General features: G+C 50.6%; 22 protein-coding genes and 2 other annotated features. Of the genes, 12 read left to right on the top strand and 10 right to left on the bottom strand.

Annotation, left to right across the window (positions count from 1 at the left end; all coding sequences use genetic code 11):
* From yfgB to SF2556, 8 genes are all read left to right on the top strand, one after another.
* Entirely contained in the window at positions 1-1,155 is a 1,155-nt protein-coding gene (gene yfgB, locus SF2563; RefSeq protein NP_708356.1) for a ribosomal RNA large subunit methyltransferase N, read from the top strand.
* A gap of 284 nt (positions 1,156-1,439) precedes the next feature.
* The gene (gene yfgA / locus SF2562; RefSeq protein NP_708355.1) at positions 1,440-2,453 is read left to right on the top strand and encodes a cytoskeletal protein RodZ; all 1,014 of its coding nucleotides are present in this window, start codon (positions 1,440-1,442) and stop codon (positions 2,451-2,453) included.
* Between the two features lie 26 nt (positions 2,454-2,479).
* Complete coding sequence (ispG, locus tag SF2561) at positions 2,480-3,607, top strand: 4-hydroxy-3-methylbut-2-en-1-yl diphosphate synthase (flavodoxin) (protein NP_708354.1); 1,128 nt, start codon at positions 2,480-2,482, stop codon at positions 3,605-3,607.
* A 102-nt stretch (positions 3,608-3,709) separates the two neighbouring features.
* Positions 3,710-4,984, top strand: coding sequence for a histidyl-tRNA synthetase (hisS, locus tag SF2560; RefSeq protein ID NP_708353.1), 1,275 nt, complete (start codon positions 3,710-3,712; stop codon positions 4,982-4,984).
* A 17-nt stretch (positions 4,985-5,001) separates the two neighbouring features.
* Positions 5,002-5,622 carry a hypothetical protein gene (locus SF2559; RefSeq protein ID NP_708352.1) on the top strand — a complete coding sequence of 207 codons (621 nt, stop codon included), beginning with the start codon at positions 5,002-5,004 and terminating at the stop codon, positions 5,620-5,622.
* A 10-nt stretch (positions 5,623-5,632) separates the two neighbouring features.
* On the top strand, positions 5,633-6,811 hold the full coding sequence (locus SF2558) for an outer membrane biogenesis protein BamB (RefSeq protein NP_708351.1): 1,179 nt from the start codon (positions 5,633-5,635) through the stop codon (positions 6,809-6,811).
* A 117-nt stretch (positions 6,812-6,928) separates the two neighbouring features.
* Positions 6,929-8,401: a GTP-binding protein Der gene (engA, locus tag SF2557; RefSeq protein NP_708350.2), complete on the top strand. Its 1,473-nt coding sequence runs from the start codon at positions 6,929-6,931 to the stop codon at positions 8,399-8,401.
* Positions 8,402-8,433: 32 nt separating this feature from the next.
* Positions 8,434-8,685, top strand: coding sequence for a hypothetical protein (locus SF2556; RefSeq protein ID NP_708349.1), 252 nt, complete (start codon positions 8,434-8,436; stop codon positions 8,683-8,685).
* Here SF2556 and xseA read toward each other — a convergent pair.
* Positions 8,682-10,052 (bottom strand): exodeoxyribonuclease VII large subunit, encoded by a 1,371-nt coding sequence (xseA, locus tag SF2555; RefSeq protein NP_708348.2) that lies wholly within the window; start codon positions 10,050-10,052, stop codon positions 8,682-8,684. The two genes, SF2556 and xseA, sit on opposite strands and share 4 nt — an antisense overlap.
* Positions 10,053-10,213: 161 nt before the next feature.
* Here xseA and guaB point away from each other — a divergent pair, with 161 nt between their 5' ends.
* Together guaB and guaA are read left to right on the top strand one after the other, a co-directional pair.
* Positions 10,214-11,680 (top strand): inosine 5'-monophosphate dehydrogenase, encoded by a 1,467-nt coding sequence (guaB, locus tag SF2554; protein NP_708347.2) that lies wholly within the window; start codon positions 10,214-10,216, stop codon positions 11,678-11,680.
* A 68-nt stretch (positions 11,681-11,748) separates the two neighbouring features.
* Positions 11,749-13,326: a GMP synthase gene (gene guaA / locus SF2553; protein NP_708346.1), complete on the top strand. Its 1,578-nt coding sequence runs from the start codon at positions 11,749-11,751 to the stop codon at positions 13,324-13,326.
* 94 nt (positions 13,327-13,420) lie between these two features.
* On the opposite strand, the gene SF2552 is transcribed toward guaA, so the two are convergent.
* From SF2552 to SF2550, 3 genes are all read right to left on the bottom strand, one after another.
* The gene (locus tag SF2552; RefSeq protein ID NP_708345.1) at positions 13,421-13,960 is read right to left on the bottom strand and encodes a hypothetical protein; all 540 of its coding nucleotides are present in this window, start codon (positions 13,958-13,960) and stop codon (positions 13,421-13,423) included.
* Between the two features lie 15 nt (positions 13,961-13,975).
* The gene (locus SF2551; RefSeq protein ID NP_708344.1) at positions 13,976-14,494 is read right to left on the bottom strand and encodes an outer membrane lipoprotein; all 519 of its coding nucleotides are present in this window, start codon (positions 14,492-14,494) and stop codon (positions 13,976-13,978) included.
* A gap of 310 nt (positions 14,495-14,804) precedes the next feature.
* Positions 14,805-14,996, bottom strand: coding sequence for a hypothetical protein (locus tag SF2550; protein ID NP_708343.1), 192 nt, complete (start codon positions 14,994-14,996; stop codon positions 14,805-14,807).
* 17 nt (positions 14,997-15,013) lie between these two features.
* Between SF2550 and SF2548a the strand changes: the two genes are divergently transcribed.
* Positions 15,014-15,166: a hypothetical protein gene (locus tag SF2548a; RefSeq protein ID YP_008439271.1), complete on the top strand. Its 153-nt coding sequence runs from the start codon at positions 15,014-15,016 to the stop codon at positions 15,164-15,166.
* 181 nt (positions 15,167-15,347) lie between these two features.
* Positions 15,348-18,858 (top strand) — a sequence feature (Similar to Escherichia coli K12 cytochrome C-type biogenesis protein gi: 1788849 (748 aa). BLAST with identity of 99% in 1170 aa. This CDS has been disrupted by insertion. The sequence has been checked and is believed to be correct.).
* Positions 16,484-17,747 (bottom strand) — a mobile genetic element. It overlaps the preceding feature by 1,264 nt.
* Here the strand turns inward: SF2548a and SF2548 are convergent.
* From SF2548 to purM, 6 genes are all read right to left on the bottom strand, one after another.
* Positions 16,527-17,345 (bottom strand): insertion sequence element IS600 protein, encoded by an 819-nt coding sequence (locus SF2548; protein NP_708342.1) that lies wholly within the window; start codon positions 17,343-17,345, stop codon positions 16,527-16,529. (Overlaps the previous feature by 819 nt.)
* A complete protein-coding gene (locus SF2547; RefSeq protein NP_708341.1) occupies positions 17,381-17,683 on the bottom strand; it encodes an insertion sequence element IS600 transposase in 303 nt (100 codons plus the stop codon).
* Positions 18,859-18,896: 38 nt before the next feature.
* Positions 18,897-20,438, bottom strand: a complete 1,542-nt coding sequence (gene ppx, locus SF2546; RefSeq protein ID NP_708340.1) for an exopolyphosphatase — start codon at positions 20,436-20,438, stop codon at positions 18,897-18,899.
* Positions 20,439-20,442: 4 nt separating this feature from the next.
* Positions 20,443-22,509, bottom strand: coding sequence for a polyphosphate kinase (gene ppk / locus SF2545; protein ID NP_708339.2), 2,067 nt, complete (start codon positions 22,507-22,509; stop codon positions 20,443-20,445).
* A 171-nt stretch (positions 22,510-22,680) separates the two neighbouring features.
* Positions 22,681-23,319 carry a phosphoribosylglycinamide formyltransferase gene (gene purN / locus SF2544; protein ID NP_708338.1) on the bottom strand — a complete coding sequence of 213 codons (639 nt, stop codon included), beginning with the start codon at positions 23,317-23,319 and terminating at the stop codon, positions 22,681-22,683.
* A complete protein-coding gene (purM, locus tag SF2543) occupies positions 23,319-24,371 on the bottom strand; it encodes a phosphoribosylaminoimidazole synthetase (protein NP_708337.1) in 1,053 nt (350 codons plus the stop codon). Before purM ends, purN begins: the two co-directional genes overlap by 1 nt.
* A gap of 308 nt (positions 24,372-24,679) precedes the next feature.
* On the opposite strand from purM, the gene upp reads away from it, so the two are divergent.
* Entirely contained in the window at positions 24,680-25,306 is a 627-nt protein-coding gene (gene upp, locus SF2542) for a uracil phosphoribosyltransferase (RefSeq protein NP_708336.2), read from the top strand.
* Positions 25,307-25,377 lie beyond the last annotated feature (71 nt).

Here is a 25,377-nt window from a genome sequence, read left to right as displayed (position 1 = left end):
ATGTCTGAACAATTAGTCACACCTGAAAACGTCACCACGAAAGATGGAAAAATCAACCTGCTGGATCTCAACCGTCAGCAGATGCGGGAGTTTTTTAAAGATTTAGGTGAAAAAACCTTCCGCGCCGATCAGGTGATGAAGTGGATGTATCACTATTGCTGCGACAACTTTGATGAGATGACCGACATCAACAAAGTGTTGCGCGGCAAACTGAAAGAGGTGGCGGAAATCCGCGCACCGGAAGTGGTTGAAGAACAGCGTTCATCCGACGGCACCATTAAATGGGCGATCGCCGTTGGCGATCAGCGCGTCGAAACGGTGTATATCCCGGAAGACGACCGTGCCACGCTCTGCGTCTCTTCGCAGGTGGGGTGTGCGCTGGAGTGTAAATTCTGTTCCACCGCCCAGCAGGGCTTTAACCGCAACCTGCGGGTATCGGAAATTATTGGCCAGGTGTGGCGTGCGGCGAAAATCGTCGGCGCAGCAAAAGTCACCGGTCAGCGCCCAATCACTAACGTCGTGATGATGGGCATGGGCGAGCCGCTGCTCAACCTGAACAACGTCGTTCCGGCGATGGAAATCATGCTTGATGATTTCGGTTTTGGCCTGTCTAAACGTCGCGTGACGCTTTCCACTTCCGGTGTAGTTCCGGCGCTGGATAAACTGGGCGATATGATCGACGTTGCACTGGCAATTTCCCTGCACGCGCCGAACGACGAAATTCGTGACGAAATTGTGCCGATCAACAAAAAGTACAATATCGAAACGTTCCTTGCTGCGGTGCGCCGTTATCTGGAGAAATCCAACGCCAATCAGGGCCGAGTCACTATTGAATACGTGATGCTTGACCACGTTAACGACGGCACTGAACACGCGCACCAACTGGCGGAACTGCTGAAAGATACGCCGTGTAAGATCAACCTGATCCCGTGGAACCCGTTCCCGGACGCGCCGTATGGACGCAGTTCGAACAGCCGTATCGACCGTTTCTCAAAAGTGCTGATGAGCTACGGTTTCACCACTATTGTGCGTAAAACGCGTGGTGATGATATCGATGCTGCCTGTGGTCAGTTGGCGGGCGATGTTATCGACCGTACGAAACGTACTCTGCGTAAACGGATGCAGGGTGAAGCCATCGATATTAAAGCGGTCTGATAGCCATTACGCCACGGTTACTTTATGTACCGTGGCGTAATCTTTTATGAATGAAGTATTAAGTTGCAATTGTCTGGTCAATATTAACGGTGCGTTTTTGCTGACTTTAAGGCAGTATGTAACGATGCAACAGTAAGTTAGCCTCAGTGAATGTGGGCTTTGTCACGAGCACACAGACGGTCTTATACTGTATGATAACGGTTAACTTAACGGATGTTTCGCGGTGTGGGTGAGCATGATGGTTCACCGGCATCTCAATTCTCATTTAAACGTACCTGCAGCGAATGAATACTGAAGCCACGCACGACCAAAATGAAGCACTTACTACCGGCGCTCGCCTGCGTAATGCTCGCGAACAACTAGGACTTAGTCAGCAGGCCGTTGCCGAGCGACTTTGCCTGAAGGTTTCCACGGTACGCGACATTGAAGAAGATAAGGCACCCGCCGATCTTGCTTCAACATTCCTGCGCGGATATATCCGCTCTTATGCGCGTCTGGTACATATTCCAGAAGAAGAACTGCTGCCAGGGCTGGAAAAGCAGGCTCCACTTCGGGCTGCAAAAGTTGCGCCAATGCAGAGTTTTTCCCTCGGTAAACGCCGCAAAAAACGCGACGGCTGGCTAATGACCTTCACCTGGCTGGTGTTGTTTGTGGTTATCGGCCTGAGCGGTGCCTGGTGGTGGCAAGACCACAAAGCTCAGCAGGAAGAGATCACCACTATGGCCGATCAATCTTCGGCGGAACTGAGCAGTAATAGCGAGCAGGGGCAGAGTGTTCCGTTAAATACGTCGACAACTACAGACCCGGCTACAACGTCCACGCCGCCAGCGTCTGTGGATACTACCGCAACCAACACGCAAACACCTGCCGTAACTGCGCCAGCACCAGCTGTTGATCCGCAACAGAATGCGGTTGTTTCGCCTTCGCAGGCAAATGTTGATACCGCCGCGACCCCGGTACCAACGGCAGCAACAACGCCAGATGGTGCTGCGCCGTTGCCAACCGATCAGGCTGGCGTGACCACGCCGGCGGCTGATCCGAATGCGCTGGTGATGAACTTTACTGCCGATTGCTGGCTGGAGGTCACTGATGCTACCGGTAAAAAATTGTTTAGCGGGATGCAGCGTAAAGACGGTAATTTGAATTTAACCGGCCAGGCACCGTATAAACTGAAAATTGGTGCGCCAGCCGCAGTACAGATCCAGTATCAAGGGAAACCTGTCGATCTGAGTCGTTTTATCAGAACTAACCAGGTTGCGCGTCTGACCCTCAATGCCGAACAATCACCGGCGCAGTAACAGACGGGTAACGCGGGAGATTTTTCATGCATAACCAGGCTCCAATTCAACGTAGAAAATCAACACGTATTTACGTTGGGAATGTGCCGATTGGCGATGGTGCTCCCATCGCCGTACAGTCCATGACCAATACGCGTACGACAGATGTCGAAGCAACGGTCAATCAAATCAAGGCGCTGGAACGCGTTGGCGCTGATATCGTCCGTGTCTCCGTACCGACGATGGACGCGGCAGAAGCGTTCAAACTCATCAAACAGCGGGTTAACGTGCCGCTGGTGGCTGACATCCACTTCGACTATCGCATTGCGCTGAAAGTAGCGGAATACGGCGTCGATTGTCTGCGTATTAACCCTGGTAATATCGGTAATGAAGAGCGTATTCGCATGGTGGTTGACTGTGCGCGCGATAAAAACATTCCGATCCGTATTGGCGTTAACGCCGGATCGCTGGAAAAAGATCTGCAAGAAAAGTATGGCGAACCGACGCCGCAGGCGTTGCTGGAATCCGCCATGCGTCATGTTGATCATCTCGATCGCCTGAACTTCGATCAGTTCAAAGTCAGCGTGAAAGCGTCTGACGTCTTCCTCGCTGTTGAGTCTTATCGTTTGCTGGCAAAACAGATCGATCAGCCGCTGCATCTGGGGATCACCGAAGCCGGTGGTGCACGCAGCGGGGCAGTAAAATCCGCCATTGGTTTAGGTCTGCTGCTGTCGGAAGGCATCGGCGACACGCTGCGTGTATCGCTGGCGGCCGATCCGGTCGAAGAGATCAAAGTCGGTTTCGATATTTTGAAATCGCTGCGTATCCGTTCGCGAGGGATTAACTTCATCGCCTGCCCGACCTGTTCGCGTCAGGAATTTGATGTTATCGGTACGGTTAACGCGCTGGAGCAACGCCTGGAAGATATCATCACTCCGATGGACGTTTCGATTATCGGCTGCGTGGTGAATGGCCCAGGTGAGGCGCTGGTTTCTACACTCGGCGTCACCGGCGGCAACAAGAAAAGCGGCCTCTATGAAGATGGCGTGCGCAAAGACCGTCTGGACAACAACGATATGATCGACCAGCTGGAAGCACGCATTCGTGCGAAAGCCAGTCAGCTGGACGAAGCGCGTCGAATTGACGTTCAGCAGGTTGGAAAAATAATAACGTGATGGGAAGCGCCTCGCTTCCCGTGTATGATTGAACCCGCATGGCTCCCGAAACATTGAGGGAAGCGTTGAGGGTTCATTTTTATATTCAGAAAGAGAATAAACGTGGCAAAAAACATTCAAGCCATTCGCGGCATGAACGATTACCTGCCTGGCGAAACGGCCATCTGGCAGCGCATTGAAGGCACACTGAAAAACGTGCTCGGCAGCTACGGTTACAGTGAAATCCGCTTGCCGATTGTAGAGCAGACCCCGCTATTCAAACGTGCGATTGGTGAAGTCACCGACGTGGTTGAAAAAGAGATGTACACCTTTGAGGATCGCAATGGCGACAGCCTGACTCTGCGCCCTGAAGGGACGGCGGGCTGTGTACGCGCCGGCATCGAGCATGGTCTTCTGTACAATCAGGAACAGCGTCTGTGGTATATCGGGCCGATGTTCCGTCACGAGCGTCCGCAGAAAGGGCGTTATCGTCAGTTCCATCAGTTGGGCTGCGAAGTTTTCGGTCTGCAAGGTCCGGATATCGACGCTGAACTGATTATGCTCACTGCCCGCTGGTGGCGTGCGCTGGGTATCTTCGAACACGTAACTCTTGAGCTGAATTCTATCGGTTCGCTGGAAGCACGCGCCAATTACCGCGATGCGCTGGTGGCATTCCTTGAGCAGCATAAAGAAAAGCTGGACGAAGACTGCAAACGCCGCATGTACACTAACCCGCTGCGCGTGCTGGATTCAAAAAATCCGGAAGTGCAGGCGCTTCTCAACGACGCTCCGGCATTAGGTGATTATCTGGACGAGGAATCTCGTGAGCATTTTGCCGGTCTGTGCAAACTGCTGGAGAGCGCGGGGATCGCTTACACCGTAAACCAGCGTCTGGTGCGTGGTCTGGATTACTATAACCGTACCGTTTTCGAGTGGGTGACTAACAGTCTCGGCTCCCAGGGCACCGTGTGTGCAGGCGGTCGTTATGACGGTCTTGTGGAACAACTGGGCGGTCGTGCAACACCGGCTGTCGGTTTTGCGATGGGCCTCGAACGTCTTGTATTGTTAGTACAGGCCGTTAATCCGGAATTTAAAGCCGATCCTGTTGTCGATATATACCTGGTGGCTTCAGGTGCTGATACACAATCTGCGGCTATGGCATTAGCTGAGCGTCTGCGTGATGAATTACTGGGCGTGAAATTGATGACCAACCACGGCGGCGGCAACTTTAAGAAACAGTTTGCCCGTGCTGATAAATGGGGTGCCCGCGTTGCTGTGGTGCTGGGTGAGTCTGAAGTGGCTAACGGCACAGCAGTAGTGAAGGATTTGCGCTCTGGTGAGCAAACGGCAGTTGCGCAGGATAGCGTAGCCGCGCATTTGCGCACGTTACTGGGTTAAGGAAGGAGAAGGACAGCGTGGAAATTTACGAGAACGAAAACGACCAGGTAGAAGCGGTTAAACGCTTTTTTGCTGAAAATGGCAAAGCACTGGCTGTTGGGGGGATTTTGGGCGTTGGCGCACTGACTGGCTGGCGCTACTGGAACAGCCATCAGGTTGATTCTGCACGCTCCGCTTCTCTTGCCTATCAAAATGCGGTTACCGCAGTGAGCGAAGGCAAACCGGATAGCATCCCGGCGGCGGAAAAATTTGCTGCTGAAAATAAAAATACTTATGGTGCGCTGGCTTCTTTGGAACTTGCGCAGCAATTTGTTGACAAAAATGAACTAGAGAAAGCTGCCGCCCAGTTACAACAGGGGCTGGCAGACACGAGCGATGAAAATCTCAAAGCCGTGATAAATCTGCGTCTTGCTCGCGTTCAGGTACAGCTCAAGCAGGCTGATGCCGCGCTGAAAACCCTTGATACCATCAAAGGTGAAGGGTGGGCTGCCATTGTTGCCGACTTGCGTGGTGAAGCATTGCTGAGCAAAGGTGATAAGCAAGGTGCGCGTAGTGCATGGGAAGCAGGCGTGAAAAGCGATGTTACTCCGGCACTGAGCGAAATGATGCAGATGAAAATTAATAATTTGTCCATCTGAGAGGGACCCGATGCAATTGCGTAAATTACTGCTGCCAGGACTGCTTTCCGTTACCCTTTTAAGCGGCTGTTCGCTGTTTAACAGCGAAGAAGATGTGGTAAAGATGTCCCCATTGCCAACCGTTGAAAACCAGTTTACGCCGACCACGGCGTGGAGCACTTCCGTTGGTAGCGGCATTGGCAACTTCTATTCCAATCTTCATCCGGCACTGGCGGACAACGTTGTCTATGCAGCGGACCGCGCTGGTTTGGTAAAAGCGCTGAATGCGGATGATGGCAAAGAAATCTGGTCTGTCAGCCTGGCCGAGAAAGATGGCTGGTTCTCTAAAGAGCCTGCATTACTTTCTGGCGGTGTGACCGTGTCTGGTGGGCATGTCTACATTGGCAGCGAAAAGGCGCAGGTTTACGCGCTGAATACCAGCGATGGTACTGTGGCATGGCAAACTAAAGTCGCGGGTGAAGCACTTTCGCGCCCGGTGGTCAGCGACGGTCTGGTGTTAATCCACACCAGTAACGGTCAGTTACAAGCGCTGAACGAAGCTGACGGCGCTGTCAAATGGACAGTTAACCTCGATATGCCTTCGCTCTCTTTGCGTGGCGAGTCTGCGCCGGCAACGGCTTTTGGTGCGGCCGTCGTGGGTGGCGATAATGGTCGCGTCAGCGCAGTGCTGATGGAACAGGGCCAGATGATTTGGCAGCAGCGTATTTCCCAGGCGACCGGTTCTACCGAAATTGACCGTCTGAGCGATGTTGACACGACTCCCGTCGTTGTTAACGGCGTTGTTTTCGCGCTGGCCTATAATGGTAACCTGACGGCGCTTGATCTGCGCAGTGGTCAGATTATGTGGAAACGCGAACTGGGTTCGGTGAATGATTTCATCGTCGATGGCAATCGCATCTATCTGGTCGATCAAAATGACCGGGTGATGGCGTTGACCATTGATGGCGGCGTTACGCTGTGGGCACAAAGCGATCTGCTGCATCGCCTGCTGACTTCTCCGGTGCTGTATAATGGCAACCTGGTGGTCGGTGACAGTGAAGGTTATCTGCACTGGATTAACGTCGAAGATGGTCGTTTCGTTGCCCAGCAAAAAGTTGATAGTTCCGGTTTCCAGACTGAACCGGTTGCCGCTGACGGCAAACTGCTGATCCAGGCAAAAGACGGAACCGTGTACTCTATTACACGTTAATCGTCTCTGTCGTTCACTTTGAAAACGGCTCCTGGACAGGGGCCGTTTTCCTGTTTTTAACAACGACGCGAATATAGCGTGCGTTGTCTGATGATTTATAAAAATGAGGCTTTAAACATGGTACCTGTGGTCGCGCTTGTCGGGCGCCCTAACGTAGGAAAATCCACGTTATTTAACCGTCTAACTCGCACCCGAGATGCGCTGGTTGCGGATTTCCCGGGTCTGACTCGTGACCGTAAGTACGGTCGTGCGGAAATTGAAGGCCGTGAGTTTATCTGTATTGATACCGGCGGGATTGATGGCACAGAAGACGGTGTAGAAACCCGCATGGCGGAACAGTCGCTGCTGGCGATTGAAGAAGCGGACGTCGTACTGTTTATGGTGGATGCGCGCGCGGGCCTGATGCCGGCAGATGAAGCGATTGCCAAACATCTGCGCTCCCGTGAAAAACCGACCTTCCTGGTGGTAAACAAAACTGACGGTCTGGATCCCGATCAGGCAGTGGTTGATTTCTACTCGCTTGGTTTAGGTGAAATCTACCCGATCGCCGCGTCTCACGGTCGTGGCGTATTAAGTCTGCTGGAGCATGTGCTGCTGCCGTGGATGGAAGATCTCGCACCGCAAGAGGAAGTCGACGAAGACGCTGAATACTGGGCGCAATTTGAAGCGGAAGAGAACGGCGAAGAAGAAGAGGAAGACGACTTCGACCCGCAAAGTCTGCCGATCAAACTGGCGATTGTGGGTCGTCCGAACGTAGGTAAGTCTACACTCACTAACCGTATTCTTGGAGAAGAGCGCGTTGTTGTTTACGACATGCCTGGCACGACGCGTGACAGCATCTACATCCCAATGGAACGCGATGGACGTGAGTATGTGCTCATTGACACCGCTGGCGTACGTAAACGCGGCAAAATCACCGATGCTGTAGAGAAATTCTCCGTAATCAAAACGTTGCAGGCCATTGAAGACGCCAACGTGGTGATGTTAGTGATTGATGCGCGCGAAGGTATTTCCGATCAGGATCTCTCGCTGCTGGGCTTTATTCTCAATAGTGGGCGCTCACTTGTCATTGTGGTGAATAAGTGGGATGGCCTGAGCCAGGAAGTGAAAGAGCAGGTGAAAGAAACGCTGGACTTCCGTCTGGGCTTTATCGATTTTGCTCGTGTGCACTTTATCTCTGCCTTGCACGGCAGTGGTGTTGGTAACTTGTTTGAATCAGTACGTGAAGCGTATGACAGCTCCACCCGTCGTGTGGGGACCTCTATGCTGACGCGCATCATGACGATGGCTGTTGAAGATCACCAACCGCCGCTGGTACGCGGTCGTCGTGTGAAGCTGAAATATGCCCACGCTGGTGGTTATAACCCGCCGATTGTGGTGATTCACGGTAATCAGGTGAAAGACCTGCCTGATTCCTACAAGCGCTACTTGATGAACTACTTCCGCAAATCGCTGGACGTAATGGGATCGCCGATTCGTATTCAGTTCAAAGAAGGGGAAAACCCGTATGCGAACAAGCGTAACACCCTGACGCCAACCCAGATGCGTAAACGTAAGCGTCTGATGAAGCACATCATGAAAAATAAATAATTATCCGTAAGTATTTTATCTGCCATTCCTCTATGAATGTAGAGGGAATGGCTACCGGAGGAATTCATATGGAACTGCATTGTCCAAAATGTCAGCATGTGCTTGATCAGGATAACGGCCATGCGCGTTGCCCATCCTGCGGGGAATTTATTGAAATGAAAGCTCTTTGTCCAGACTGCCATCAACCGTTGCAGGTGTTAAAAGCCTGCGGTGCAGTAGATTACTTCTGTCAGCACGGGCATGGCTTGATATCGAAAAAACGCGTTGAATTCGTGCTGGCTTAATGAACCTTTTTACGCGATTTTTTTACCGGCTGGATGTTTTTTACTTCACTTTCTATCCAGCCGTCTTCCAGACGTGTGGTTAGCATTTCACCCGTTTTAACTTGCTTCACTTTTTTCAGTACATTGCCGTCAGTAGCAGTAGTAACGCTGTATCCACGCGCCAGCGTTGACAGTGGGCTTACGGCTTCGAGGTGCGTTACTGCATTACCGAAACGTTCACGCGTGGCGCTAAGCTGTGCGCGCAGGATTTCTGCTAAACGATATTCCAGTTGCTGAATGCGCGTTTGCGTGCGATGAATCTTCGGCTGTGGATTTTGCTGATTCAGCCGCTGTGTTAATCGCTGCTGCTGTTGCCCGGCACGCTTAAGCTGATTTTCCAGCGCAAAGCTCATCCGTTTTTGCAGGCGTTCAAGCATGGTTTGCTGGCGTGCCAGCCGGAGCTGCGGATGCTGCTGCTGCAAGCGATGATGAATCTGCGTAAAGCGACGTGTACGGTTGGCGAGATAATAATCCATCGCCATCTCCAGCCGTTGACGGGCCGATTGCACCTGGCGCAGTAACTCTTGCTGATTACGGCTCACTACTTCAGCGGCGGCAGACGGCGTTGGCGCACGCAGATCGGCAACAAAATCGGCAATGGTCACATCCGTCTCATGCCCGACGGCGCTGACGACCGGAATGCGGCTGGCAAAAATCGCCCGCGCTACGCGTTCGTCGTTAAAACTCCATAAATCTTCCAGCGAACCGCCGCCGCGCCCAACGATCAACACGTCGCACTCATTGCGCTGATTCGCCAGTTCAATGGCGCGAACAATTTGCCCCGGCGCGTCATCGCCCTGAACGGAGGTGGGGTAGATGATCACCGGTAGAGAAGGATCGCGACGTTTTAACACATGCAAAATATCATGTAGCGCAGCACCGGTTTTTGAGGTGATCACACCAACGCAATGCGCAGGGGAGGGAAGTGGTTTTTTGTATTGCTGATCGAACAAACATTCAGCCTGCAACTTCGCTTTGAGCTGTTCGTACTTCTGTTGCAGCAGCCCTTCACCGGCCGGCTGCATACTCTCAACGATTATCTGGTAGTCGCCGCGCGGCTCGTAGAGCGTAATATTGGCGCGAACTAAAACTTGTTGCCCATGCTGCGGACGGAAGGTGACCCGGCGGTTGCTGTTGCGGAACATCGCGCAGCGTACCTGGGCGGTGTCGTCTTTGAGTGTAAAGTACCAGTGACCGGAAGCCGGTTGTGTGAAATTAGAGATTTCGCCGCTGATCCAAACCTGTCCCATCTCATGCTCAAGCAGCAGACGAACCGTTTGATTCAGGCGACTAACGGTAAAAATTGCAGGGGATTGAGAAGGTAACATGTGAGCGAGATCAAATTCTAAATCAGCAGGTTATTCAGTCTATAGTAACCCGCCCTTCGGGGATAGCAAGCATTTTTTGCAAAAAGGGGTAGATGCAATCGGTTACGCTCTGTATAATGCCGCGGCAATATTTATTAACCACTCTGGTCGAGATATTGCCCATGCTACGTATCGCTAAAGAAGCTCTGACGTTTGACGACGTTCTCCTCGTTCCTGCTCATTCTACCGTTCTGCCGAATACTGCTGACCTCAGCACCCAGCTGACGAAAACTATTCGTCTGAATATCCCTATGCTTTCCGCAGCAATGGATACCGTAACGGAAGCGCGCCTGGCTATTGCTCTGGCTCAGGAAGGCGGTATCGGCTTTATCCACAAAAACATGTCCATTGAACGCCAGGCAGAAGAAGTTCGCCGTGTGAAAAAACACGAATCTGGTGTGGTGACTGATCCGCAGACTGTTCTGCCAACCACGACGCTGCGCGAAGTGAAAGAACTGACCGAGCGTAACGGTTTTGCGGGCTATCCGGTCGTTACCGAAGAAAACGAACTGGTGGGTATTATCACCGGTCGTGACGTGCGTTTTGTTACCGACCTGAACCAGCCGGTTAGCGTTTACATGACGCCGAAAGAGCGTCTGGTCACCGTGCGTGAAGGTGAAGCCCGTGAAGTGGTGCTGGCAAAAATGCACGAAAAACGCGTTGAAAAAGCGCTGGTGGTTGATGACGAATTCCACCTGATCGGCATGATCACCGTGAAAGACTTCCAGAAAGCGGAACGTAAACCGAACGCTTGTAAAGACGAGCAAGGCCGTCTGCGTGTTGGTGCTGCAGTTGGCGCAGGTGCGGGTAACGAAGAGCGTGTTGACGCGCTGGTTGCCGCTGGCGTTGACGTTCTGCTGATCGACTCCTCCCACGGTCACTCAGAAGGCGTTTTGCAGCGTATCCGTGAAACCCGTGCTAAATATCCGGATCTGCAAATCATCGGCGGCAACGTGGCAACAGCTGCAGGTGCACGCGCTTTGGCAGAAGCTGGTTGCAGCGCGGTTAAAGTCGGTATCGGCCCTGGTTCTATCTGTACGACTCGTATCGTTACTGGCGTAGGTGTTCCGCAGATCACTGCCGTTGCTGACGCAGTTGAAGCCCTGGAAGGCACCGGTATTCCGGTTATCGCAGATGGTGGTATTCGCTTCTCCGGCGACATCGCCAAAGCTATCGCCGCTGGCGCAAGCGCGGTGATGGTAGGTTCCATGCTGGCGGGTACTGAAGAATCTCCGGGTGAAATCGAACTCTACCAGGGCCGTTCTTATAAATCTTACCGTGGTATGGGTTCCCTGGGCGCGATGTCCAAAGGTTCCTCTGACCGTTATTTCCAGAGCGATAACGCTGCCGACAAACTGGTGCCGGAAGGTATCGAAGGTCGCGTAGCTTATAAAGGTCGCCTGAAAGAGATCATTCACCAGCAGATGGGCGGCCTGCGCTCCTGTATGGGTCTGACCGGCTGTGGTACTATCGACGAACTGCGTACTAAAGCGGAGTTTGTACGTATCAGCGGTGCGGGCATTCAGGAAAGCCACGTTCACGACGTGACCATTACTAAAGAGTCCCCGAACTACCGTCTGGGCTCCTGATTCTCTTCGCCCGATTTCATGTCGGGCGATTTATATTATCTGTTTCACTTGCCTCGGAATAAGCGTCAATGACGGAAAACATTCATAAGCATCGCATCCTCATTCTGGACTTCGGTTCTCAGTACACTCAACTGGTTGCGCGCCGCGTGCGTGAGCTGGGTGTTTACTGCGAACTGTGGGCGTGGGATGTGACAGAAGCACAAATTCGTGACTTCAATCCAAGCGGAATTATTCTTTCCGGCGGCCCGGAAAGTACTACTGAAGAAAACAGTCCGCGTGCGCCGCAGTATGTCTTTGAAGCAGGCGTACCGATATTCGGCGTTTGCTATGGCATGCAGACCATGGCAATGCAGTTGGGCGGTCACGTTGAAGCCTCTAACGAACGTGAATTTGGCTACGCGCAGGTAGAAGTCGTAAACGACAGCGCACTGGTTCGCGGTATCGAAGATGCGCTGACCGCAGACGGTAAACCGCTGCTCGATGTCTGGATGAGCCACGGCGATAAAGTTACCGCTATCCCGTCCGACTTCGTCACCGTAGCCAGCACCGAAAGCTGCCCGTTTGCCATTATGGCTAACGAAGAAAAACGCTTCTATGGCGTACAGTTCCACCCGGAAGTGACTCACACCCGCCAGGGTATGCGCATGCTGGAGCGTTTTGTGCGTGATATCTGCCAGTGTGAAGCCCTGTGGACGCCAGCGAAAATTATCGACGATGCTGTAGCTCGCATCCGCGAGCAGGTAGGCGACGATAAAGTCATCCTCGGCCTCTCTGGTGGTGTGGATTCCTCCGTAACCGCAATGCTGCTGCACCGTGCTATCGGTAAAAACCTGACTTGCGTATTCGTCGACAACGGCCTGCTGCGTCTCAACGAAGCAGAGCAGGTTCTGGATATGTTTGGCGATCACTTTGGTCTTAACATTGTTCACGTACCGGCAGAAGATCGCTTCCTGTCAGCGCTGGCTGGCGAAAACGATCCGGAAGCAAAACGTAAAATCATCGGGCGCGTTTTCGTTGAAGTATTCGATGAAGAAGCGCTGAAACTGGAAGACGTGAAGTGGCTGGCGCAGGGCACCATCTACCCTGACGTTATCGAATCTGCGGCTTCTGCAACCGGTAAAGCACACGTCATCAAATCTCACCACAACGTGGGCGGCCTGCCGAAAGAGATGAAGATGGGCCTGGTTGAACCGCTGAAAGAGCTGTTCAAAGACGAAGTGCGTAAGATTGGTCTGGAGCTGGGCCTGCCGTACGACATGCTGTACCGTCATCCGTTCCCGGGACCAGGCCTTGGCGTTCGTGTTCTGGGTGAAGTGAAGAAAGAGTACTGTGACCTGCTGCGCCGTGCTGACGCCATCTTCATTGAAGAACTGCGTAAAGCGGACCTGTACGACAAAGTCAGCCAGGCGTTCACCGTCTTCCTGCCAGTACGTTCCGTTGGCGTAATGGGCGATGGTCGTAAGTATGACTGGGTTGTCTCTCTGCGTGCTGTCGAAACCATCGACTTTATGACCGCACACTGGGCGCATCTGCCGTACGATTTCCTCGGTCGCGTTTCCAACCGCATTATCAATGAAGTGAACGGTATTTCCCGCGTGGTGTATGACATCAGCGGCAAGCCGCCAGCTACCATTGAGTGGGAATGATTTTGATCCCTGCACTATGAATGAACAAAACCCTCCGTTACTACAGAGGGTTTTTTATCTTCAAGAATCATAGGCTTGAAGTTACTAACATCGATTAATTAAACCAGCTGTCCGATTTGTTCTCTTCTGCTTTGCCCACGCTTTTCATCAGATCGCGACCGCCTTCAGTCATATTTCTGTTTGCGTCAGCTTCAGATTGCACCACATCGGTTTGCGCAGCTTTGTGCTTCAGTTCCTGATCGATAAATTCGTTTTCGCGCTTAACGCGGGCTTCTTCTTTCGCCAGCGCCAGTTTTTGTTTCTGAATCTCTAAGCTGCGTAGCTCATCTTCATAACTTTGATCGCGTTTTTTGTCCGCAGTGGCTTCGGCGTCCAGTTTATCCTGACGAGCTTTCTTATTTGCCGCTGCCGTTGCCGCTCTTTTGTTCGCGGCGGCCTGGGCATTTGCGCGACGTTGCTTCTCTTGCTGGATTTCCCTGTTGCGCTCCGCGACCCATTCGTCATGCTGCCTTTGCTCTTCATTTTTACCTTGCTGTTCCGCTTCTGCGACAGCAGAGAGTTGATCCTGCAATGATGAGGCTATAGCCGGATAGCTTAAGGAGGCTAAGATGGCGCAAAGAAAAACTTTCTTCATGACTCCTCCTGATTATTAGCTCTTTTCAGGACATTTGGTATTTGGCTGAATACGCGTTTCGTTATACGTTGTGGTAATAACAACGGCTAAACCTGTCGTAAACTGGCACTCTTTACCCTCCTGGGTGGAGGTATACACTTTGGTGCCTTCCTTATATGTTAAAGAAACACCTTCCACTAAGGTTTTATCATTCACCATAGAACCCGCTGCCGCGCCTACAGCTCCGCCGCCAACTGCCCCTGCCGTCGTTCCGGAATTGCTGCCAGAACCGACGTTGTGGCCGATAACACCGCCAGCGACTGCGCCAATAAGCGCGCCGAAGGCTTGTGCGTTCCGTTTATTTTGGGAGTTGTCTACGGCAACTTTTGCGGGAAGAATGGAAATAATATTAACGGTTTTAGTTTCTTGTTTGGTATTCAGTTGATCGGTTTGATAAACATCGGCGGCATGATCGTCAGCATTTGACTGGCATCCTGCCAGAGTGAATGACGCTAACATTGCCACAGGCAGAAGACATTTTTTAAATTTCATCACTATTCCTTGTTATACACATTACGAAAAATAAGACATTTAAGATCATCAAAAGAGGAAAGTAAATGTATTGCGTATAAAGGGATAGATTAAATTTATTAAAATTCACGCAGGGAATAATTTATAAAAATATATCATTACAACATATATATTAATTTTATATTTATTTCGCAGCCAAACAGGATAAACATCAGTCAGGACAAAGACGTAAAATTTAAGATGAAAGAATATCTGCCGCTTTGATAATCCCAAAGAGCAAAAGCATCCGACAGCGAAGTGCCGTTATGTTCTGTGAAAGTGGAGAAGGTAACCGCTAACGTTGTACCGGTGATTCGACGGAGAGTGTGGATTGCTGAGCTTCTTTTTTGCTCTGATGGTGCTGCCAGGCACCGACGGACGAGTAGATAAAACGGCCAAAGAAGAAGATAAAGCTGATGAGCAGTACGATACGGGTCATGCGACTGTTAAATCGGTGTCGTTTTCGCATACTAGTTGCCTGACTCACAAAAGGTTCCTTGAAGTATGTCCCACGCTGTGGACGGTACTTACATTAAGGCACAACAGGACAAAATGGTCAATTCTTCGTTATGTAAAAAAGCGTCAGTGGATACATATTTTAATGTTATGGAAGTTAATTTAATTATTTACAATGATGATGTAATAATGATGAATTAACATGATAAACGTAATAATTCATTAATCAGGGTTATTTTGTTTGATATATATCAATTGGAACTTTCATATGACACTTAGAATCAATGCTCTCTATAGTGATGAATAATCATCATTCGAAGTCAGGTGGGATGCCTGTCTGAATACACCTCCTTCAGGATGTGGGGGATTCTGCTGAGCATCTATGAAACTGAATGCAACTTATATAAAAATACGTGATAAATGGTGGGGGCTTCCGCTGTTCCTGCCTTCTTTAATCTTGCCCATTTTCGCCCACATTAATACTTTCGCGCATATTTCTTCCGGTGAGGTTTTTCTCTTTTATCTGCCTTTGGCACTGATGATCAGCATGATGATGTTTTTCAGCTGGGCGGCATTGCCAGGGATCACCTTAGGGATTTTTGTCCGCAAATATGCAGAGCTGGGTTTTTACGAAACGCTCTCATTAACGGCTAATTTTATTATCATTATCATTCTCTGTTGGGGCGGTTACAGGGTCTTTACTCCCCGGCGTAACAACGTTTCACATGGTGATACCCGTTTAATTTCCCAGCGTATATTCTGGCAGATAGTGTTTCCTGCAACGCTGTTTCTGATACTTTTCCAGTTTGCTGCATTTGTAGGATTACTGGCGAGCAGAGAAAATCTGGTCGGTGTCATGCCTTTTAACCTCGGGACTTTAATCAATTATCAGGCCTTACTGGTGGGTAATCTGATCGGTGTCCCGCTGTGCTACTTCATCATTCGGGTAGTGCGAAATCCATTTTATTTACGTAGCTATTATTCGCAATTAAAACAGCAGGTTGATGCCAAAGTCACCAAAAAAGAGTTCGCGCTCTGGCTACTGGCATTAGGTGCTTTATTGTTGCTGTTATGCATGCCGTTAAATGAAAAAAGCACAATTTTTAGCACCAATTATACCTTGTCATTATTGCTGCCCCTGATGATGTGGGGAGCAATGCGCTATGGTTATAAGCTGATTTCGCTGCTCTGGGCGGTCGTGTTGATGATCAGCATCCACAGCTATCAAAATTACATTCCCATTTATCCTGGCTATACCACGCAGCTGACCATAACCTCCTCCAGTTATCTGGTATTCTCTTTTATTGTCAATTATATGGCTGTACTGGCAACTCGTCAGCGAGCGGTAGTCAGACGCATTCAGCGGCTTGCGTATGTGGACCCGGTGGTTCATCTGCCAAATGTTCGCGCCCTGAATCGCGCGTTGCGTGATGCCCCCTGGTCTGCGCTTTGTTATTTACGCATCCCTGGCATGGAAATGCTGGTTAAGAACTATGGCATCATGCTGCGGATTCAATATGAGGTGTACTGGCAATAGCGGACACTACCATTTGTTCTTTTTTTAAGCAGTCATCTGATGATATTTTTCCCTGAAGGCTGCCGGGGAGATATTCCCCAGACGAGAGTGACGACGCTGACGATTGTAGAAAATCTCAATGTATTCCCGTATTACTGAGATGGCTTCATCCCGGTTATTAAAACGATAGTGGCTCAGGCTCTCATTTTTCAGCGTTCCCCAGAAGCTTTCCATCGGAGCGTTGTCGTAACAGTTACCTTTACGCGACATTGATGTTTTCAGACCAGACTGCTCCTGTATGACCCGGTAATCGTATGCGCAGTACTGTGAACCTCGATCAGAGTGGTGGATTAGCCCGGCAGGTGGGCGCTGGCTCCTGAGCGCCATAAACAGGGCTTTACCTGTCAGCTCTTTTGTCATGCGCTCTCCCATGGCGTAGCCGACAATTTCGCACGTATAAACATCTTTGATGCCAGCGAGGTACAACCATCCCTCCTGTGTGGCAACATACGTCAGGTCCGCCACCCAGACCTGATTTGGTGCTGTAGGAGCGAACGTCTGGTTCAGCAGATTTGGCGCAACTGGCAGATTGTGGTTCGGGTTCGTAGTCGCTCTGAACTTGCGTTTCTGCTTACAGCGTAGCCTCAGCTCCTTACGAAGACGTGCCAGTCGGTCACGACCAACGATGATGCCATTCTCTGCCAGCTCCGTCTGGAGCCGCCGGGTTCCATATGTTTCGCGAGTGCGGATATGTGCCACCTTAATCTCCGGTTTTAGCCGCTCATCACTTTGTTTTCTGTCTGAGGGTTCATGCTGTACCCAGTTGTAATAACCGCTCCTGGATACACCAAATACCTGACACATCGCTTCAATGGGAAATTGTTGTCGCCATTGTTCGATTAACGCGTATTTTTCAGCGACTCCTGTGCAAAATACGCTGTTGCTTTTTTTAATATATCTCGCTCAAGGCGAGCTTCATTTAACGCCTTACGCAGTTGCAGAATTTCAGATTCCAGTTCAGCCAGCGTGCGGGAACCAGGAGTACCGAGCCCTTTTCTGGCGGCGGTAACCCATTGTCCTAAAGTGCCTTCAGGAAGAGATAATCGGGAAGCGCCTTCACTGATCGAAAGTTGATTTTCAAGAACCGTTCTGACAGCTTCGGCTTTGAACTCTTTAGAGTAACGTTGGGTTTTTCTGCTCATTATTAGCTCCTTCTGATGCCATTCTATTTCAGGAAGGAGTGTCCGTTAAACTCAGGCTACCTCAATACAAGCAAAAACTTTCTCACTGGCTGTCACCCTTGCTGGAACCGGGTGAAGATGTTTATCAGCTTTCGGGTAACGATCTCGCGCTGCGACTGAATACAGAATCGCACCAGGAGCGCATTACCGCACTGGATAGTCATCTCAAGCAATTTCGTTTCTTTTGGGATGGGATGCCGATGCAACCGCAGATTGGCGTCAGTTACTGCTATGTGCGCTCGCCAGTGAATCATATCTACCTGCTGCTGGGAGAGCTAAATACGGTCGCCGAACTTTCCATCGTGACCAACGCCCCGGAAAATATGCAGCGTTGCGGGGCAATGTATTTGCAACGCGAATTGAAAGATAAAGTCGCGATGATGAATCGACTACAGCAGGCGCTGGAACACAACCATTTTTTCCTGATGGCCCAGCCGATTACCGGTATGCGTGGTGATGTTTACCATGAAATTCTTCTGCGCATGAAAGGTGAGAATGATGAACTGATCGGCCCCGGTAGCTTCTTGCCGGTCGCGCACGAATTTGGTTTATCGTCGAGTATCGACATGTGGGTCATTGAGCATACGCTGCAATTTATGGCTGAAAACAGAGCGAAGATGCCCGCTCACCGTTTTGCTATTAATCTGTCTCCAACCTCGGTATGTCAGGCTCGTTTTCCTGTTGAAGTCAGTCAGTTGCTGGCTAAATATCAGATTGAAGCGTGGCAACTTATTTTTGAAGTCACCGAAAGTAATGCTCTGACCAATGTTAAGCAGGCGCAAATCACCTTGCAGCATCTTCAGGAATTAGGCTGCCAGATTGCGATTGATGATTTCGGCACCGGCTACGCCAGCTATGCACGGCTTAAAAATGTGAATGCCGATCTGCTTAAAATTGACGGCAGCTTTATCCGCAATATTGTGTCAAATAGTCTGGATTATCAGATTGTGGCGTCGATTTGCCATCTGGCGCGAATGAAGAAAATGCGGGTAGTGGCAGAGTACGTTGAAAACGAAGAGATCCGCGAGGCGGTGCTCTCTTTGGGGATCGATTATATGCAGGGTTATCTTATTGGTAAGCCGCAACCGTTAATTGATACGCTGAATGAAATCGAACCCATTCGCGAAAGTGCCTGAATAATGCGGGCCGACATTTCTCGTCGGCCCGCAAAGCATTAAGCGGCGATTTCTGGGGTACTTTCTTCTTCAATTTTCAACCGCCAGCCAGCCACGCCTTCCCAGTATTCTTGCTCCTTTTCCAGATCAAGCAGTACCAGCGCATTCTGACTAAACCAGTCATGCGGGAAACGCAGTGTCCAGTGACTGTCATCAGTAATCAGTGTCAATGTTGGCGGTGTGGTGGTTGCCTGACGTTGATTGTTTAGTAATACGCCAAGGCGCAATAGCTGTATCAGTGGCAGGAACTGTTTCTTCTTAAACAAGGTAAAGCGCGGCAGATCGTCGAGCTTAATCGCTTTACGGTGATAGCGCACCAGTGTCGCCATCATCAGCTGCTGTTCCTGATTAAAACCCGGCAAGTCACTGTTTTGCAGAATATAAGCGGAGTGGCGATGCAAACCGCTGTGGTTGATATTCAACCCGACCTCATGCAGCATGGCGGCCCATCGCAGTAGCGCCTCCAGTTGCGGATGCGCCAGCTTCGGTTGCTGTTCCCGCCACTGTTCGTACATTTGCATAGTGGTATCCAGCACTCGTCGGGCCTGTTCGCTGTCTATGTGATACTGGTTGGCGAGGCTGCTGGCGGTGCGACTACGCACATCCTGATGACGGAAACGTCCTTCCATTTCATACAGTACGCCTTCGCGTAACGCCCCGTCAGAAAGGCGCAGTTCACGGATGGCTAAAGCATCAAACACACCACATAAAATCGCCAGTCCAGGAACGAAGACTGTTTTCCGCTCTTCGGAAAGACCCGGTAAACTCAGCGATGCGAAATTACGGTGACGTAAAATTTCTTTTACCAGTTTTTCCAGACGTTCCGGGGTAATTATCCCGTCTTTCTCGCCCATTTCCATTAACACTTCATGGGCGGCTTTTATGGTACCGGAAGCGCCCATTGCAACGTTCCAGCCCTGAATACGGAATTGCCAGGTTAAAGTTTCCAGTTTTTGTGCTGCCGCCATGCGAGCGCGCTGAAAATTCTCTTTATTGATGACCCCGCCAGGAAAATAAAGCTGGGCAAAGCTGACACAACCCATCCGGCGGCTTTCAACGAGAATAGGTTCGAAATTTTCACCAATCACCAGTTCCGTAGATCCGCCGCCAATATCAATAACCAGTTTGCGACCTTTTTCCGGTTGGGTATGTTCCACGCCCATAAAAATCAGACGGGCTTCTTCATTACCGGAAATAATTTCAATCGGGTAGGGAATGACCTTTTCCGCGCGTTTCAGAAAGTCAGTGGCGTTCAGCGCCTGACGCAGCGTATGGGTGCCGACTATACAGACGCTGGCAGGAGAAAACCCTTGTAGCCGTTCGGCAAACAGCGACAGACAGTTCAAACCGCGCGTCATTGCCTCTTCACTCAACATATTATCTGGCCCCAGGCCGTCCGCCAGATGCACCCGCTGTTTCAGGCGGCCAATAATCTGCATGGCACCATCTACCACACGGGCTATGACCATGTGAAAACTGTTTGAACCAAGATCGACCGCAGCAAACTCCTGCGGACGAGGGGATTTATCGTGTATTGGCATAGGGTTATTCAGGTTGTTCGAGTGATTTGATGTAGTCGTAAATCGCCAACTGCGCCCGTACTTTGCGGCGATTGCCGCGGGGAACGTAGCGATTACTGAGTTCTTTATCGATATAACGTGCTTTGACCGTATCGCTGAACAATATGTCGATGATGTCCAGCACCCGCTGCTTCAGGCGCGGATCGAGCAGCGGTGTCGCCACTTCAATACGATAATCAATATTGCGCGTCATCCAGTCGGCGGAAGAAAGGTAGACCTTTTTATCGCCGCCATTTTCAAAAATATAAACCCGGTCATGTTCAAGGTAACGGTCAACAATACTGATGGCACGAATGTTGTCGCTAATGCCTTCCAGATTGGGGATCAGCGAACACATTCCGCGAACCAGCAGATTAACCGGTACGCCGGAGCTGGAGGCCGCATACAGACGATCAACCAGGCCTTTATCGACAAGGTTATTTAGCTTCAGGGTGATACCACTGGGCAGCCCTTGCTGCGCGTTGGCGATTTCGCGGTCTACCATTTCATATAACAGACGGCGAGAGTTTTGCGGTGACACCATTAAATAATCAAATGTCACCGGGCGGTATGGGTTTTCAATAAAGTTAAATACCCGCCGTACTTCGTTGGTGATACGCGCATCTGCGGTCAGCAACGAATAGTCAGTATAAAGACGCGCGGTTTTTTCGTTAAAGTTCCCGGTCCCGATGTGTGCGTAACGGACCACTTCACCGTTTTCTTTACGTGAAATCAGGAACAGTTTGGCGTGAATTTTCAGCCCCGGCGCAGAGAAGATAACGTGCACGCCTGCTTCGGTCAGGCGCTTCGCCCAGTGAATGTTGGCTTCTTCGTCGAAACGCGCCTGTAACTCAACCACCACAGTGACTTTCTTACCGTTATGTGCGGCGTGGATCATCGAGTCGATGATGCGTGAATCTTTCGCCACGCGGTAAATGTTAATTTTAATCGCCAGTACGCTCGGGTCGAACGAAGCCTGACGCAGCAGTTCCAGCACATGCTCAAAGGTGTGATAAGGATAATAGAGCAACACATCGCGTTCGCGAATGGCATCAAAACCATTGCGGAACTGGGCTTTATCAAACCAAATATGGCGTAAACGCGGCAGTGGTTTGTTCACCAGATTGGCTTTGCCGACATTGGGGAAATTAATAAAGTCTTTAAAATTATGATAACGACCGCCGGGGACGATGGAGTCGTAGCGGGAAATAGTCAGTTTTTCGCGTAACACTTCAACCAGCGCATTGGGCATATCGCGCTGATAAACAAAACGCACCGGCTCAGCAGTTAAACGCTGCTTGAGACTGGAAGACATCAACTCCATCAGGCTGGCTTCCATCTCATGCACTAAATCGTATTCGGCATCGCGGGTCATCTTCATTGAATAGGCATTCAGCGCGTCATAATCAAAGAAGCCTTTGAAAATATCATCAAGGCAGTAACGCAGAATGTTATCCAGAAGAATCATCGGCTTGCGTCGACGCGGCGCTTCTGGCGGTAAATTCACAAAGCGCGGCACTTTATCTGATGGGATCTCCAGCAGCGCGTAACGGATGCTATCGCTACGGATAATTTCCACCGCCAGATAGGTGTAATCATCTTTCAGGAACTGCACTAAGTCAGTGTCAGGATTGATTAAAATCGGCGTAATGTGCTGACGCAGATACTGCTTAAAATAATGACGCAGCCAGTTTTGTTGATTGACGGAGAGCTGGCGTTCATTAATCAGGAAGATCTGGTTGCGCGCCATCTCCAGCAATAGCTCGTTGTAGAGGCCGTCGAATTCCTGATCGGCTTTCAGCACCCGGGACTGAATTTTGCCCAGTAAATGGCGGGAATGAGCGTTGGAGCCTTGTTCTTCGCTAATAATGATGCGTCGCTTCAGTTCAGCGAAGCGGACTTTATAGAACTCATCAAGGTTATTGGAATAGATCCCCAGGAAACGCATCCTTTCAATCAGCGGGTTAGATTTGTCCGCCGCTTCCTGAAGCACGCGTTCATTGAACGATAACCAACTGAGCTCTTTTTCGATGTATAGCTTTTCCTGACCCATTACCACTTTTACTCCGTTTTATTCACGGGACACTGCCTGGATATTATGGCGAGCAATATTGGCAGATGTCCAACTATGCCAGAAAAGGGGGAAAAAAACTGCTGGAGCTTGCGATTTACAGGTGAATTGAAAAACGCCAGCGGCAGAGCTGGCGCTTTAACTACGGGGGCATTACTCGTCGGCAGCGTAGCCCTGCGGCGGCAGACGTTGACCATCCAGCCACGCGGCGTTTTCGTGCATTTTCAGACGACCATCGGCAAACCAGCTAATCACCAGTGGATAAATAGCGTGTTCCTGGGTTTGCACGCGGGCGGTGATGTCATCTTCCGTATCACCAGCAAATACCGGGACTTTCGCCTGTAAAATAACCGGGCCACCGTCCAGTTCATCGGTGACGAAATGCACCGATGTACCGTGCTCTTCATCGCCATTTTCCAGCGCCTGACGATGGGTGTGTAATCCGGGATATTTCGGCAGCAGAGAAGGGTGAATGTTCAGCAAACGCCCGGCATAGTGGGAGACAAACGCCGGGCTGAGAATGCGCATAAAACCAGCCAGCACGACCACATCGGGTGCGTACATGTCGATTTCATGAATCAACTCCCGGTCATAGGCTTCACGACTGTCAAACGCGCTGGCGATGAGCGTATGCGTTGCAATACCCGCCTGGCGGGCGCGTTCAAGGCCGAACGCGTCGGCCTTATTGCTGAAAACTGCCCGTACGGTGCCTTTAATTTTGTTGGTTTTACAGGCGTCAATAATTGCCTGTAAATTACTTCCGTTGCCGGAAATAAGCACCACAATATTCATTATTCGATAACCACGCGTTGTTCGGAATCAGAGGCTTTGATGATACCGATTTTCCACGCGTTTTCACCGTTGGCATTTAGCAGGGCGAGGGCTTTGTCCACTTCCGGAGCAGGCAGGGCGATAATCATCCCGACGCCGCAGTTGAAGGTGCGATACATTTCATGGCGCTCAACGTTACCTGCCGTTTGCAGCCAGTTGAACACTTCCGGCCACTGCCAGGAAGATTCATCAATCACTGCCTGGGTATTATCTGGCAATACGCGCGGAATGTTTTCCCAGAAGCCGCCGCCGGTCAGGTGCGCAATGGCATGCACATCGACCTTTTCAATCAACTCCAGCACTGACTTCACGTAAATGCGGGTCGGTGCCAGCAGATGATCGGCTAATGGCTTACCATCAAGTTCGGTGGTTTGCGGATCACAACCGCTGACTTCAAGAATTTTGCGCACCAGCGAATAGCCGTTCGAGTGCGGACCGCTGGAACCGAGTGCAATCAGCACATCGCCGTCGCTGACTTTAGAGCCGTCGATGATTTCTGATTTTTCTACCACGCCCACGCAGAAACCCGCGACATCGTAATCTTCACCGTGATACATCCCCGGCATTTCTGCCGTTTCGCCACCCACCAGAGAACAGCCCGATTGCAGACAACCTTCCGCGATGCCGCTGATCACCGCTGAAGCGGTATCAACATCCAGTTTTCCGGTTGCGTAATAGTCGAGGAAAAACAGCGGTTCCGCACCTTGCACCACCAGGTCATTAACGCACATGGCGACCAGATCAATACCAATGGTGTCGTGACGTTTTAAGTCCATTGCCAGACGCAGCTTGGTACCTACGCCGTCAGTGCCGGAAACCAGCACGGGTTCACGATATTTTTGCGGCAATGCACACAGCGCACCGAAGCCGCCCAGACCGCCCATCACTTCCGGACGACGCGTTTTCTTCACTACGCCTTTGATTCTTCCAACCAGAGCATTACCCGCGTCAATATCAACACCGGCATCTTTGTAGCTAAGAGAGGTTTTATCGGTCACTGCTTGGGTCCCCACGCGTTACTTGCGGTAGAAAAATAAAATTCGGCGCAATTCTAACAGGGAAAGCAAACGTTTGCGAGACTGTTTTACACAACCTTTTTGCACGTCTTTTCCCCGGGCGCGCGGCGAAAGAAGACTTGTGCCAGGGCAAAGGTTAGTTTTCGGATGGAATAATCTTCTTTCATAACCATTTGAATATAAAATAACTTTATCTCAAACTGTTATCATTTTGACTAAAGTCAACGAAAATAATATTGCCGCCCTGAAGAAAGGAGGTATAATCCGTCGATTTTTTTGTGGCTGCCCCTCAAAGGAGAAAGAGTATGAAGATCGTGGAAGTCAAACACCCACTCGTCAAACACAAGCTGGGACTGATGCGTGAGCAAGATATCAGCACCAAGCGCTTTCGCGAACTCGCTTCCGAAGTGGGTAGCCTGCTGACTTACGAAGCGACCGCCGACCTCGAAACGGAAAAAGTAACTATCGAAGGCTGGAACGGCCCGGTAGAAATCGACCAGATCAAAGGTAAGAAAATTACCGTTGTGCCAATTCTGCGTGCGGGTCTTGGTATGATGGACGGTGTGCTGGAAAACGTTCCGAGCGCGCGCATCAGCGTTGTCGGTATGTACCGTAATGAAGAAACGCTGGAGCCGGTACCGTACTTCCAGAAACTGGTTTCTAACATCGATGAGCGTATGGCGCTGATCGTTGACCCAATGCTGGCAACCGGTGGTTCCGTTATCGCGACCATCGACCTGCTGAAAAAAGCGGGCTGCAGCAGCATCAAAGTTCTGGTGCTGGTCGCTGCGCCAGAAGGTATCGCTGCGCTGGAAAAAGCGCACCCGGACGTCGAACTGTATACTGCATCGATTGACCAGGGACTGAACGAGCACGGATACATTATTCCGGGCCTCGGCGATGCCGGTGACAAAATCTTTGGTACGAAATAAAGAATAAAAATAATTAAAGCCGACTTTAAGAGTCGGCTTTTTTTTGAGTAAAGCGCCTATAACACATAATA

The organism is Shigella flexneri 2a str. 301, from assembly GCF_000006925.2.
Classification (GTDB): Bacteria; Pseudomonadota; Gammaproteobacteria; order Enterobacterales; family Enterobacteriaceae; genus ECMA0423.
Note: the sequence above shows the minus strand (reverse complement) of the source record. Positions and strands in the feature narration are given on the sequence as shown.